Raw genomic sequence first — 12,846 nt, forward strand, 5'->3', positions numbered from 1 at the left:
CGGTGACGAGCTTGAAGTGGTGGATGAGGGACTCCATCGAGGTGCCCATGATCTCGCGGATGTGATCGAGGCTGTTGCCCATGCCGTCGCCGCCGATGGCGAGCTGGGCCGGCCAGGCGATCTTCTTGTCGGCCACCATCACCGGGCCGGGCTTGGCCTGGAGCCGGTCGATGCACTGCTCGGCGATCTTCAGCGACTCGTACATCTCGTCGATGCGGATCCGCAGGCGGGCGTAGGCGTCGGCCTCGGTGCGGGTGATGACCTCGAAGTCGTAGGTCTCGTAGCCGCAGTACGGGTCGAGCTTGCGCAGGTCGTGCGGCAGGCCGGTCGAGCGCAGCACCGGGCCGGTGATGCCGAGGGCCATGCAGCCGGTCAGGTCGAGGTAGCCGACGTCGACGGTGCGCCCCTTGAGGATCGGGTTCTCGTTGAGCAGCAGCTCGAGCTCGCCAAGACCCTTGCGCACCAGCGGGATCGTGTCGCGGACCTTGTCGATGGCGCCGGGTGGGAGGTCCTGGGCCACGCCGCCGGGACGGATGAACGCGTTGTTCATGCGCAGGCCGGTGATCATCTCGAAGATCGCGAGGATGCGCTCGCGCTCGCGGAAGCCGACCGTCATGACGGTCGTGGCGCCCATCTCCATGCCGCCGGTCGCGAGCGCGACCAGGTGGGAGGTGATCCGGTTGAGCTCCATCAGCAGCACGCGGATCGTGCTCGCACGCTCCGGGACCTGCTCGGTGATCCCGAGAAGCCTCTCGACGCCGAGGCAGAACACCGCCTCGTTGAAGAAGGGCGTGAGGTAGTCCATCCGGGTGCAGAAGGTCACGCCCTGGGTCCAGGTGCGGAACTCCATGTTCTTCTCGATGCCGGTGTGCAGGTAGCCGATTCCCGCCCGGGTCTCGGTGACCGTCTCGCCGTCGAGCTCGAGGATGAGCCGGAGCACGCCGTGGGTGGACGGGTGCTGCGGGCCCATGTTGACGACGATGCGCTCCTCGTGGAGGGCGGCGGCCTCGTCGACGAGCTGGTCCCAGTCCCCGCCGGCGGCGTTGAAGACGTGGGCGCCCTCGGAGTCGACCGCGTCGGCGCCCGAGGTGGCGTAGATGTCGGTGGTGCCCATGGGGGGCTCGGTGGTGGACATCAGGTGTAAGACCTCCGCTGGTCCGGCGGCGGGATGGTGGCGCCCTTGTACTCGACGGGGATGCCGCCGAGCGGGTAGTCCTTGCGCTGCGGGTGGCCCGGCCAGTCGTCGGGCATGAGGATGCGGGTCAGGGCCGGGTGCCCGTCGAACTCGATCCCGAACATGTCCCAGGTCTCGCGCTCGTGCCAGTCGTTGGCCGGGTAGATCGAGACGATGGACGGGATGTGGGCGTCACCCGCGGGGCAGGAGACCTCGACCCGGACACGGCGCCCGCCGTGGGTGATCGACAGGAAGTGGTAGACCGCGTGCAGCTCGCGCCCGGCCTCCGCGGGGTAGTGCACCCCGGAGACGCCGGTGCAGATCTCGAAGCGCAGGGCGGGGTCGTCGCGGAGCACGCGGGCGACGGGCAGCAGGTGCTCGCGGCGCACGTGGAGCGTGAGCTCGCCGCGGTCGACGACCACGCGCTCGACAGCCTCGCCGAAGGAGGCGTCACCCCCGACCAGCCCGCGCTCCAGGCTGTCGGCCACCTCGTCGAAGTAGGAGCCGTAGGGGCGGACGGCCGCAGCCGGGAAGAGCACCTTGGTGACCAGGCCGCCGTAGCCGGAGGTGTCGCCGCCGTCCGAGGCTCCGAACATGCCGTGGCGCTCGCCGATGACGACGGGCTCGGGGGTGGTGCCCGGGGCGGCCGGCAGGTTGTCCGGCTCCGCGGCGTCGCCGCCCTCGGCGACCTCCGCGCTCGCGTCGGCGGCGCTGGGCTCGGCCACGGCGTCGGCCTTGACGGTCTCGCCGACGACCTCGGCGGCCGGCTGGTCCGGGCCGTCGCCCCGGTCGGCGGCGGCGCCGGCGGCCTTGGTGCCGTCGATGTTGCTGTTGGCCGTGGCCTGCTTCGGGTCCGTGGCGGGGATGTCCTGCTTCTCCTCGCTCATGCCACACCACCTCGGGCCGCGTCGCGTCCGAGCGTGTGGGCGTCCGCGTGGGTGTGGGCGTGGGTGTGGGCGCTCCCGGCGCCCTGGGCCAGCAGGCCGGTCATCTGGTGGGTGGGTGTGGCCGCGAGCGCGGCCTCCTCGGCCGCCCGGGCCGCCGCCACACGGTTGACGCCGAGCTTGCTGTTCTGGATCTGCTCGTGCAGCGTGAGGATCGCGTTGAGCAGCATCTCCGGCCGCGGCGGGCAGCCGGGCAGGTAGACGTCGACCGGGATGATGTGGTCGACGCCCTGGACGATCGCGTAGTTGTTGAACATGCCGCCGGAGCTGGCGCAGACACCCATGGAGATGACCCACTTGGGCTCGGGCATCTGGTCGTAGACCTGCCGGACCACCGGCGCCATCTTCTGGCTCACGCGGCCCGCGACGATCATCAGGTCGGCCTGCCTCGGCGTCGCCGAGAAGCGCTCCATGCCGAAGCGGGCGATGTCGTAGTCGGGGGTGCCCACGGCCATCATCTCGATGGCACAGCAGGCGAGGCCGAACGTGGCCGGCCAGACCGAGCTCTTGCGCATGTAGCCCGCGACCTGCTCGACCGTGGTCAGCACGAAGCCTGCGGGGAGCTTCTCTTCGATTCCCATGCCTATGTCCTTACGTCCTCGTGCCCTGCGCCCGTCAGTCCCACTCGAGGCCGCCGCGGCGCCACACGTACGCGTAGGCGACGAACACGGTGACGATGAACAGCACCATCTCGACCAGCGCGAAGAGCCCGAGCTGGTTGAAGGCCACCGCGAAGGGGTAGAGGAACACCGACTCGATGTCGAAGATGATGAAGAGCATCGCCGTCAGGTAGTACTTGATCGGGACGCGCCCACCGCCCGCGGCCTGCGGCGTCGGCTCGATGCCGCACTCGTAGGCGTCGAGCTTGGCTCGGTTGTAGCGCTTGGGTCCTGCGATGGCGGCCGCGAAGACCGAGAAGACCGCGAAGCCTCCGCCGATCGCCAGCAGGAACAGCAGCGGGATGTAGGGGTCAGTCATCGCCGCCCAGCTCCCCTTTCGTTGATCTCGCCGTTCACAGGCCTCGTATGCGTGCGGTGCGGCCCAATCCTATGGGCCACGTCACTGAGCGCACCCCCGGTCATGCGTCGGGTGCCATCTTCGACAGGGCAGTGATCAGGCGGTCGCTCGCGTCGCCGCCGTGCGGTTCGGCCAGGTTCGCCATGACCTTGAGCAGGAACTTCATCAGCGTGGTGCGCGGCAGCCCGTACTTCGTGGCGAGGCGCATCACCTCGGGATTGCCGATCATCTTCGCGAAGTAGCGGCCGAGTGTGTAGTACCCGCCCAGCGCGTCCTTCATGACTCCGGGGTAGGACTGCAGCACCCGCTCGCGGCCGGCGTCGGTGCCGCGGGCGAAGGCCTGGGCGATGACGTCGGCGGCGAGGCGACCGGACTCCATGGCGTAGGCGATGCCCTCGCCGTTGAAGGGGTTGACCATTCCGCCCGCGTCGCCGACGAGGAGCAGACCCCGGTCGTAGTGCGGCTGTCGGTTGAAGCCCATCGGCAGGGCGGCGCCACGGATCGGGCCGACCATGGTCTCGTCGCTGTACGTCCACTCCTGCGGCATGGTGGCGACCCAGCGCCGCATGACGTCCTTGTAGTCGGTCTTGCCGAAGGCGGAGGACGTGTTGAGGATGCCGAGACCGACGTTCGAGGTGCCGTCGCCCACGCCGAAGATCCAGCCGTAGCCGGGCAGCAGGACCCGCTTGCCGCTGTCGTCGGTGCTCCACAGCTCGAGCCAGGACTCGAGGTAGTCGTCGTCGTGGCGCGGGCTCGTGTAGTAGGTGCGGACGGCGACCCCCATGGGGCGGTCGTCGCGCTTGGGCCGGTTCATCGCCAGCGACAGCCGCGAGGAGTTGCCGTCGGCCGCCACGACGAGGGGTGCGCGGTAGGTCAGCTCGGGGCCGGTGGAGCGGCCCTTCGCGTCGACCGCGCGGGCGGTGACACCGACGATGCGGCCCGTCGCGTCGAGGAGCGGCCCGGTGACGTTGGTCGACTCGCGCAGCCGGGCGCCGTGCTTGACGGCGTGCTTGGCGAGGATGTCGTCGAAGTCCTGCCGGGTGCGGACCAGGCCGTAGGGCGGGAAGCTCGCGAGGTCCGGCCACGGAAGGGAGAGCCGCATGCCGCCGCCGATGATGCGCAGGCCGTGGTTCCTGATCCAGCCGTCCTCCTCGGGGGTGGGGATCCCGAGGGTGATGAGCTCCTTGACCGCGCGCGGGGTGAGGCCGTCGCCGCAGACCTTCTCGCGGGGAAAGGCCGTCTTCTCCAGGACGAGGACGTCGAGGCCGGTCATGGCCAGGTAGGCCGCCGCGGCCGAGCCGGCCGGGCCGGCGCCGACGACGATGACATCGGCGGTCTCGGTGGCGCTCGCCACGGATCCGCTGTCGGTGATGGTCTGACCCACGCCTGCCTCACTGCGCTTGTGAACCTGTTCACGAATTGCTCGGGCGAGTCTATTCCCGCCGAACACCGTCGTCGTACTTAGGCAGCCCTAACCTGCCGGCCGTGGTCCGGCGCAACGGTCAGGACGCCGTGACTCCCAGGTACCCACCCCCGCGCTCAGCCACCGCTCCGGTCCGGCGCTCGCTGCGCCGCACGCCGATCCTCACGCCGGCTTCACCGCTCGGTGGAGGGCGACGATGCCACCGGTCAGGTTGCGCCAGGCCACCTGTGACCAGCCGGCGGACGCCACGGTCTGGGCGAGCTCGCGCTGCGCCGGCCAGGCCTGGATCGACTCCGCGAGGTAGACGTAGGACTCCGGGTTGGAGCTCACCCGGCGGGCGATCGAGGGCAGCGAGCGCATGAGGTACTCGGTGTAGACCTTGCGGAAGCCCGCGTTGACCGGCTGGCTGAACTCGCAGACCACGAGCCGGCCGCCGGGGCGGGTCACGCGCAGGAACTCCGCGAGCGCAGCGGGCACCGAGGCCACGTTGCGCAGGCCGAACGACATGGTCACGGCGTCGAAGGAGTCGTCCGCGAACGGCAGCCGCATGGCGTCGGCAGCCGTGAAGCCGAGGTCGGGACGGCGCTGGTTGCCCACCCGCAGCATCCCGAGCGAGAAGTCCGCCGGCACCACGTGGACCCCCCGGTCGGCGAACGGCTCGCTCGACGTACCGGTGCCGGCGGCGATGTCCAGGACCCGCTCCCCCGGCTGGGCGTCGACGGCGCGCACCACGGCCCGTCGCCACAGCCGGTCCTGCCCCAGGGACAGCACGTCGTTGGTGAGGTCGTACCTCCCGGCCACGTCGTCGAACATCCTGGCGACGTCGTGCGGGTCCTTGTCCAGCCGGGCGCGGGTCATGGTGGCCATCCTCGCGGATGCCCGCCCTGCACGGCACACGAGGTCGGCCACGCCGTAGGCTGACCGGCGACATGAGCACCCTGCCCGAACCCAGGCCAGCGGCCCGACCGACCGGCACCCCGCTCGTCGCCCGCACGGTCGAGCTCGACACCGGCGCCCCCCTGCTGTCGCTGGTCCCCGACCTGGGCGCCCCCCGGGCGGTCTCGAGCTGGGTGCGTCGCGGCGAGGGCCTCGTCGGCTGGGGGCGGGCCCTGGAGCTCACCACGCACGGCCCCGACCGCTTCGAGCGGGCGCAGGCCTGGTGGCGCCAGGTGGTGGGCAGCGCGGTGGTCCGCGACGAGGTCGGGCTCGCGGGCACCGGACCCGTCGCCTTCGGCTCGGTGTCGTATGCCGCGTCGTCGCCTGCCGGGGCCACGCTCGTCGTCCCCGAGGTCGTCGTCGGCCGCCGAGACGGGAGGACGTGGCTGACCACGGTCGGCACCGACGCCTCGGTACCCGCCTCCCCCGCAGTCGTGGGCCAGGAGCCGCCGCGCGAACCCGATCGGGTGACCTTCGCCGACGGCGCCCTCTCGCCGGCGCAGTGGGCCGGCCGGGTCTCCGAGGCGGTCGAGCGCATCACCGCGGGCCAGCTCGACAAGGTCGTCCTGGCCCGCGACCTGCGCGCCCAGGCCCAGCAGGCCATCGACCCGCGGTGGCTGCTGCAGCGGCTGGCCGAGCGCTACGACACCACCTGGGTGTTCGCGGTCGACGGCCTCGTCGGGGCGACACCGGAGATGCTGGTGCGCCTCGAGAAGGGGCTGGTCACCTCGCGCGTCCTCGCCGGCACGATCCGCCGCACCGGCGACGACGAGCACGACCTCGCCCTCGCGGCCTCGCTGGCGCGGTCCTCGAAGGACCTCGAGGAGCACGAGTACGCCGTACGCTCCGTCGCCGACGCGCTGCGCCCGCACTGCTCCTCGATGAACGTCCCCGAGTCTCCCTTCGTGCTGCACCTGAGCAACGTCATGCACCTCGCCACCGACGTGGCGGGCGTGCTCCATGACGACACGACGTCCCTGGCGCTCGCGTCGTCCCTGCACCCGTCCGCGGCGGTGTGTGGCACGCCGACGGCCGAGGCCGACGGCCTCATCGCCGAGCTCGAGGAGATGGACCGCGGCCGCTACGCCGGTCCCGTCGGCTGGATGGACGCGGCCGGCGACGGCGAGTGGGGCATCGCCCTGCGGTGCGGCGCGTACGACGAGGCCGACCCTGCCCAGCTGCGGCTCTTCGCCGGCTGCGGCATCGTCGCGGGCTCCGACCCCGAGTCCGAGGTCGCCGAGTCGGACGCCAAGCTCGTGCCGATGCGCGACGCCCTCGCCGGAGCCTGACTCCCCGGGCGCCCGAGCGCCTGCGCCCGCCCGTCAGGACGGCCACTCGGAAAGCCGGTGGCGCGGCGCACCGTGCCACGGCACGATCGTGGCCCATGAGCGGCGAGCACACGGCATACCGGATCGTCCCCGTCACCGCGGAGGTCGCGCCGGACTTCCTCGCGGTCGCGGCGGCGGCCTTCGTCTTCGAGGCCAGGCCGTGGGAGGAGTCGATGGGCGCCCTCGACCTCGGGCGCTGCGCGGCCGCCACCACCACCGACGGGCCACCCTTCGCGGGGGTCCACGCGTCCTACGACATGACGGTCACAGTTCCGGCGCCGGCGGGCGGGCTGCACGCGGTGCCGATGGCGGGCCTCGCCTGGGTCGCTGTGCACCCCGACCAGCGGCGGCGGGGCGTGCTGAGCCAGATGGTCCGGCATCACTTCGACGACCTGCGCGCGCGGGGGATCGCCCTGTCGGGGCTGCACGCGTCCGAGTCCGCCATCTATGGGCGGTTCGGGTATGCCGTCGCCTCGCTGGAGGCCGTGCTGCGCCTCTCGCGGGGGCATCGCCTGCAGGCCCCCGACGCGGTCGCGACCGCCGCCGACTCGCTCACCACGCGGATGGTCGCGCTCGCCGATGAGGGCGTCGCCGAGCGCCTGCACGGCCTGCACGCACGGCTGGCCGCGTCGGTCCTCGGCGGCGTGGTGAGGCCGCCGCGGCTCTCGCGGCACATCGCGCGCGACGTGCCGGATCTGCGCCGTGGCGAGGAGGCCTCGCAGGTGCTGGTCGCCGAGCGCGGGAGTGAGGCGGTCGGGTACGCGGTGTTCCACCGCAAGCCGCACTGGGAGCATGGTCACCCCCGCGGCACCCTGACCTGCGTGGAGGTGGCGGCGGAGGACTCGGCGGTGCTGCTGGCCCTGACGCGACGGCTCGTCGACGTCGACCTCATCGCTTCGGTCCAGCTGCTGTGCGGCAGCCTCGACGACCCAGTGCTGTGGTGGGGCGGGGGGCCGAGGGCGGTCGGCACGACGGTGCACGACTCGCTGTGGCTGCGCCTCGTCGACGTCGAGGCCGCGCTGGCCCAGCGTGGCTGCGCCGTGCCGGTCGACGTCGTGCTGGAGGTGGCCGACCCGTTCTGCCCCTGGAACGAGGGACGGTGGAGGCTGCGGTGCGACGGCCCGGCCGCGGCCGCCGGGTGCGAGCGCACCGACGACCCGGCCGACGTGCGGCTGCCCGTGCAGGCGCTGGGGTCGGCGTACGCCGGGCTGCGCACCTTCGGGGCGCTGGCGACGCAGGGTGAGGTCGAGGAGGTCACTCCCGGGGCGGTCGCCGCCCTGTCGGCGGCGTGGGCCACTGACCGGCAGCCGGTGGCGGCGGTCCCGTTCTAGGACGGGGGGCCCGCCGGACGGCTGCTCACCCGGCAGCGAGGGCCTCGGCGGCCACCCGGCGCATGTGGGCGTGGGCGGCCCGGTGGCCCGAGCGGTCGATCTCCACCTCGACCACCCTCGGTCCCCGGGGTGGCTGGGCGACCGCGTCGGCCAGCGCCTGCGGGTCGGCCACCCTCACGTGGGCCACGCCGTGGGCGGCGCACAGCGCAGCGAGGTCGGTGCCCGTGGGGGTGCCGAAGACGCGCTCGAAGTCGTCGGCACGCTCGGGCTCGCCCGGCTCGAGCAGCGTGAAGATGCCGCCGCCGTCGTCGTTGACCACGACGAGGGTGAGGTCGGGCGACGGCTCGTGGGGGCCGATCAGCAGGCCGCCGGAGTCGTGCAGGAAGGTCAGGTCGCCGAGCAGGGCATAGGTGGGCGAGGTCCCCGCGAGCGCGAGTCCGACGGCGGTCGAGACGCAGCCGTCGATGCCGGCCAGGCCCCGGTTGGCGACCACCGCGACAGCGGCAGCGCGGTCGCTGGACAGGTCGAGGTCGCGCACCGCGTTGGACGACCCGACGAACAGCAGCGACCCGGCAGGCACGGCCTCCAGCAGGCCCCGGGCCACGCCGAGACCGCTCGGCCACGGAAGCCCCTCCTTCTCGACCTGCGCAGCCACGGTCCGACCGGCATCGTGCCACGCTTCGGCCCAGTCGTGGTCCCCGCACGGCACGGGGTGGCGCAGGACGCCCAGGTCGTGCACCGCCGTCACGACGTGGCCGGGGTCGGTCCAGTCGGGAGAGGCAGCGACCGCCTCCACCCGCACGCCGTCACGGCGCAGCAGCCGCGCGACCGGACGGGCCAGCGTCGGGCGCCCCACGGTGACGACGCGCTCGGGCAGGTGCTGGTCCAGCCACGACTCGACCCCGAGCAGCAGCGGTCCGTGCGGGACCACCCCCGAGGTCCCCGCACCGAACGGCTCGGCGACCACGGGCCACCCGCTCTCGTGTGCCCACCTGACCGCCGCCTCGGCCTGCCCCGGCTCGGGCAGGTCACCGACCACGACCAGGGTGCGCGGCACCGGGTCGACCGGTCGCGCGGGCCCGGGAGTGCCGGCGGTGACGCACACCCACGGTGCACCGTCGGCCCTGCCTCCGATCTCGTCGGGCCAGCCGCCGTCACCCGTCGGGACCAGCGGCTCCCGCAGCGGCACGTTGAGGTGCGCGGGGCCGGGCACGCCGCCGGGGCGGCCGCGACTGGCGGCGACGGCACGGCAGACCGACGACCGCCAGGCCGGCGCCTGGCCGGGACGGCGCTCCGGCGCAGCCAGCTCCTGCGACCACCGCAGGGCCTGGCCGAACAGGCCGGGCTGGGTCGTGGTCTGGTTGGCTCCGGTGCCGCGCAGCTCCGACGGCCGGTCGGCGCTGAGCACCAGCAGGGGCACCTGCCCGTGGTGGGCCTCGAGCACCGCGGGGTGCAGGTTGGCGACGGCGGTCCCGGACGTGGTCACGACGACGGCGGGCACCCGCGTGACCTTGGCCAGGCCCAGCGCGAGGAAGCCGGCCGAGCGCTCGTCGACCCGCACGTGCAGGCGCAGCCGCCCGGCCCGGTCGGCTTCCTGGAGCGCGTAGGCGAGCGGGGCCGAGCGGGAGCCCGGGCACAGCACTGCCTCGCGGACGCCGCACCGCACCAGCTCGTCGACGAGAACGGTGGCCAGCGCGGTCGACGGGTTCACGGCGTCATCGTGCCACCCCCTCCTCGCGCCAGACGCGGTAGTCACGCACCTGCGCTGAAGACGACCCGTCACCGAGGAAGGCAGCGGCACCCTCCCGCCACGCGGACAGCGAGGCCGATCCTGCGCGGTCGGCCTGCTCGGCGGTGGCGATGTAGGCCGCGGTCGAGTGCGCCGCGGCGGCGCGACCCGCCACCACCGGGTCGCCTCGCAGGTCCCGCGTGACCGTGACGTGGGAGCGGCGGTCGGCGTTGGGCCTGCCCTCCAGCCGTGGCACCACGTCCTGGGTGTGCTCGAGCGAGAGGACCGACACCGTCGGCGGCAGGGCGAGGCGTGCGACCGGCGCCCCCGTGGTCACCACGTGGGTGACCCGGTGTCGCGCCCGGAAGCCGTCGTCCGCGGCGAGCGCGGCGGCCACGATCCCGCCCTGGCTGTGCCCCGCGAGCATCACGGGGTCGCTGCGCCCGGCCCGGCCGGCGTCCCGCTGGGCGAGGGTGAGGGCACGCTCGACCCCTGCCGCGAGCAGGGTCTGCCGCTGCGCAAGGAGCAGCACGTCGCTGGTGAGGTCGAAGGGGTTCGCCCCGGCCCGCGGCGACCACGCCTGGGTGCCGGGGATGACGGCCACCCAGGTGGAGGAGCCATCACGTTGGGGGACCTGGAGGACGCGCACCCGGTCGGGCCCGGATCCCGGGTTGTCGAGCTCGGCCTGCGTCGCGACGAGGTCGGCCAGACCACGCGGGGGTGGTCCCGTGGCGCTTGCCCCGACCGCGTCGACGCGCAGACCGCGTCCCGCCTCGGTGAGCCAGCCACGGCTCGACCCGGCCGCGACCAGCAGGCCCAGCCCGTCCTCGTAGTCCGCGGGTGTGAGCGGCCCGGCGACCAGCCCCTCGACCCCACCGGCGAGGTCGGCCAGCCACGGCGCGGCGAACCCCACCCGGTCGACGACCTCCGCGACGTCGAGCCCAGCGCCCTGGGCGACCACCGCGGCGCCCACGAGCCCGGCCGGCTGGCGTGACAGGGCGAGGACGACGGTGTCCTGGGCCGACTCCACGAGCAGCGCGGCCGCCTGTTCGGCCGCGGCATACGCCGTGACGGCCGACCGCACCCCCACCGCCAGCGCGAGCAGCGCAGCGGAGTCGGCGGGCAGGCCGGTGAGACCGGTCAGGGCGGCGAGCTCGCCGACGACCCGCGCCACCTCGACGGGCGCAGCCGGCGTGGCGGTCACCAGCTCGGGCGCGGCGCCGGCGCGCAGCAGCGCACCCGTGACGTCGGCGACCCGCCCCGACGTCTCGCCGAGCCGGGCAGCGGCGGCCGTCAGGTCCTCCAACGCGGCCCCGACCCCACCGGGACCGCCGGTGACGTCGACGCCCATCAGGGCCCCTCACTGCCCCGGAGCGACTCCGCCAGGGCGTCGAGCCGACGTGCAACCTCGTCGGTCGCCTCTGCCTGCCGCTGGAGGCTGTGGGCGCGGGCGTCCACCTGCGCCCGGTAGAGGTCGGCAGCCGGGGAGCGCCACCGGACATCACCGACGGCGCGCACGTGCACCGCGAGCAGCCGGAGCCGCTCGCCCTGCAGCCGCACCGCCACCGCCGTCCTCCTCAGCCCCTCGGCGTCCCCTCGCACCCGTCGAACGTAGGCGGCGGTGGCCTGCGTGTCGGGCCCCCTGCGCCCCCCTGTGGAACACGGGGCGGCATGGTGCGGTGGTGTGGACAAGGCGCAGCCGCCCCTGGTGGGCGCGGCCGGCCCGGTCCCGGGCGGTTAGCCTTCGCCCCGTGCCGGTCTCACTGAAGTACGCGGTGGTGGAGCGCGAGCGTCGATACCTGCTCACGAGGCTTCCCGAGGGCGTCACCACGACGAGGGACATCCACGACCGCTACGTGGAGGGAACCCGCCTGCGCCTGCGCGAGGTGCGAGAAGCCGACGGGACGGTCACGCGCAAGCTGGGCCACAAGGTGCGCCTCGACGGAGGGCCCCGCGAGGTGGCCTGCACGAACTTCTACCTGGACGACGACGAGTGGGCCCTCCTGACGGCCCTGCCGGCCCACTGCCTGCGCAAGCGTCGACACCTCGTGCACCGGGACGGGCTGCTGGTCGCGGTCGACGAGCACGAGGACGGCACACTGGTCGCCGAGATCGACGACCGGGGCCAGCCCTCGGACGTCGTCCCCGAGTGGCTGGACGTCGTGCGGGACGTGACCGGTGACGAGGCGTGGACCGGTGCGGGGCTCGCCCGCAGTGGCGCCCCTCCACGGGGCGGGTCGGGAGACGGCTGAGGCCGGGCCGACCACGAGAGCGGGCGGTGCACAGCGAGGTCTTCCACAGGCCGCTCCGGTCGGGTCGCGTCGTCCACAGGGCGCGGTCGAAGGGTTGCCTCTCACCGCCGGGTATGCCGCCGGATTTCGTTGCGCCCGAACGGTTTTCGTCACGTCGGTGGCGGGGTGGGGTGTCGGTGGCCTCTCCTAGGGTGGTGGTCATGGAGGGAAACCAGCAGGAGGACCGGGAGGCCGGGACGGGCGACACCGGCCCGGGCGGCGCACCGGGCGCGAGCCTGGCGGAGCGCCGAGCCCAGGTCGCCGGCGCCCGGGAGGCGCTGGCCGGGCTGCGCTCGGCCCTGTGGCAGGTGCCCTCCGGTGGCGGTGCGGACGGGCTGTCCGGGCTGCTCGGTGAGGTCGACGCGCTGGGCATGGCCTGTGACGCGGCCCGGGTCGCGGTCACGGTCGAGGCGATGCACCGGGGGGAGGCCTCCGGCGGGGCTGCGGCGATGAGCGTGGCGCAGTGGGTGCGCCACCACGCCCCCTCCACCCGCGCCGGGGGCGCCGGGACCGTGGGGGCGGTCGCGACCGCGTTCGGCAAGCAGGTCAACGCCCCGGTCCGGGAGGCGGTCGAGTCCGGCCGGTTGCCGGTGCGCTCCGCCGCGACCGTGGTCTCCGAGGCCGACAGGATCCGCCCGCTGCTCGTCGAGGGCGCCGACCCCCACGTCCTGGA

The 12,846-nt window shown here is 73.7% G+C and carries 12 protein-coding genes and 1 pseudogene; 4 read left to right on the top strand and 9 right to left on the bottom strand.

What is annotated here, in order from left to right:
• The 6 genes from VIB11_RS01845 to VIB11_RS01870 form a co-directional block, all read right to left on the bottom strand.
• On the bottom strand, positions 1-1,114 hold a 1,114-nt coding region (locus tag VIB11_RS01845), incomplete at its 3' end, for an NADH-quinone oxidoreductase subunit D (protein ID WP_332027800.1).
• 20 nt (positions 1,115-1,134) lie between these two features.
• Positions 1,135-2,061 (bottom strand): NADH-quinone oxidoreductase subunit C, encoded by a 927-nt coding sequence (locus VIB11_RS01850; protein WP_332027802.1) that lies wholly within the window; start codon positions 2,059-2,061, stop codon positions 1,135-1,137.
• Positions 2,058-2,699, bottom strand: coding sequence for an NADH-quinone oxidoreductase subunit B family protein (locus VIB11_RS01855; protein WP_332027804.1), 642 nt, complete (start codon positions 2,697-2,699; stop codon positions 2,058-2,060). The genes VIB11_RS01850 and VIB11_RS01855 overlap by 4 nt, the downstream gene beginning before the upstream one ends.
• A 34-nt stretch (positions 2,700-2,733) precedes the next feature.
• A complete protein-coding gene (locus tag VIB11_RS01860) occupies positions 2,734-3,096 on the bottom strand; it encodes an NADH-quinone oxidoreductase subunit A (protein WP_332027806.1) in 363 nt (120 codons plus the stop codon).
• 100 nt (positions 3,097-3,196) lie between these two features.
• The gene (locus VIB11_RS01865; protein WP_332027808.1) at positions 3,197-4,519 is read right to left on the bottom strand and encodes a geranylgeranyl reductase family protein; all 1,323 of its coding nucleotides are present in this window, start codon (positions 4,517-4,519) and stop codon (positions 3,197-3,199) included.
• A gap of 201 nt (positions 4,520-4,720) precedes the next feature.
• The gene (locus tag VIB11_RS01870) at positions 4,721-5,416 is read right to left on the bottom strand and encodes a demethylmenaquinone methyltransferase (protein ID WP_332027810.1); all 696 of its coding nucleotides are present in this window, start codon (positions 5,414-5,416) and stop codon (positions 4,721-4,723) included.
• Positions 5,417-5,487: 71 nt separating this feature from the next.
• Between VIB11_RS01870 and VIB11_RS01875 the strand changes: the two genes are divergently transcribed.
• Positions 5,488-6,783 carry an isochorismate synthase gene (locus VIB11_RS01875; RefSeq protein WP_332027812.1) on the top strand — a complete coding sequence of 432 codons (1,296 nt, stop codon included), beginning with the start codon at positions 5,488-5,490 and terminating at the stop codon, positions 6,781-6,783.
• A gap of 95 nt (positions 6,784-6,878) precedes the next feature.
• Positions 6,879-8,153, top strand: coding sequence for a GNAT family N-acetyltransferase (locus VIB11_RS01880; protein WP_332027814.1), 1,275 nt, complete (start codon positions 6,879-6,881; stop codon positions 8,151-8,153).
• A gap of 25 nt (positions 8,154-8,178) precedes the next feature.
• Here the strand turns inward: VIB11_RS01880 and menD are convergent, their stop codons facing one another.
• The 3 genes from menD to VIB11_RS01895 are packed head-to-tail and all read right to left on the bottom strand — an operon-like array spanning position 8,179 to position 11,484.
• A complete protein-coding gene (gene menD / locus VIB11_RS01885) occupies positions 8,179-9,864 on the bottom strand; it encodes a 2-succinyl-5-enolpyruvyl-6-hydroxy-3-cyclohexene-1-carboxylic-acid synthase (RefSeq protein ID WP_332027816.1) in 1,686 nt (561 codons plus the stop codon).
• Between the two features lie 4 nt (positions 9,865-9,868).
• Positions 9,869-11,233 (bottom strand): hypothetical protein, encoded by a 1,365-nt coding sequence (locus tag VIB11_RS01890; protein WP_332027818.1) that lies wholly within the window; start codon positions 11,231-11,233, stop codon positions 9,869-9,871.
• Positions 11,233-11,484 (bottom strand): hypothetical protein, encoded by a 252-nt coding sequence (locus VIB11_RS01895; RefSeq protein WP_332027820.1) that lies wholly within the window; start codon positions 11,482-11,484, stop codon positions 11,233-11,235. Before VIB11_RS01895 ends, VIB11_RS01890 begins: the two co-directional genes overlap by 1 nt.
• 149 nt (positions 11,485-11,633) lie before the next feature.
• Here VIB11_RS01895 and VIB11_RS01900 point away from each other — a divergent pair, with 149 nt between their 5' ends.
• Positions 11,634-12,134, top strand: a complete 501-nt coding sequence (locus tag VIB11_RS01900; protein ID WP_332027822.1) for a hypothetical protein — start codon at positions 11,634-11,636, stop codon at positions 12,132-12,134.
• Between the two features lie 200 nt (positions 12,135-12,334).
• Positions 12,335-12,846, top strand: a pseudogene (locus VIB11_RS01905) (hypothetical protein); the annotation flags it as partial.

This window comes from Pedococcus sp. (assembly GCF_036554925.1).
Classification (GTDB): domain Bacteria; phylum Actinomycetota; class Actinomycetes; order Actinomycetales; family Dermatophilaceae; genus Pedococcus_A.

Bases quoted from the DNA above. Each gene is read 5' to 3' on its own strand.
- VIB11_RS01850 (WP_332027802.1), bottom strand. From the start codon at position 2,061: ATGAGCGAGGAGAAGCAGGACATCCCCGCCACGGACCCGAAGCAGGCC.
- VIB11_RS01855 (WP_332027804.1), bottom strand. From the start codon at position 2,699: ATGGGAATCGAAGAGAAGCTCCCCGCAGGCTTCGTGCTGACCACGGTC.
- VIB11_RS01860 (WP_332027806.1), bottom strand. From the start codon at position 3,096: ATGACTGACCCCTACATCCCGCTGCTGTTCCTGCTGGCGATCGGCGGA.
- VIB11_RS01870 (WP_332027810.1), bottom strand. From the start codon at position 5,416: ATGACCCGCGCCCGGCTGGACAAGGACCCGCACGACGTCGCCAGGATG.
- VIB11_RS01875 (WP_332027812.1), top strand. From the start codon at position 5,488: ATGAGCACCCTGCCCGAACCCAGGCCAGCGGCCCGACCGACCGGCACC.
- VIB11_RS01880 (WP_332027814.1), top strand. From the start codon at position 6,879: ATGAGCGGCGAGCACACGGCATACCGGATCGTCCCCGTCACCGCGGAG.
- VIB11_RS01890 (WP_332027818.1), bottom strand. From the start codon at position 11,233: ATGGGCGTCGACGTCACCGGCGGTCCCGGTGGGGTCGGGGCCGCGTTG.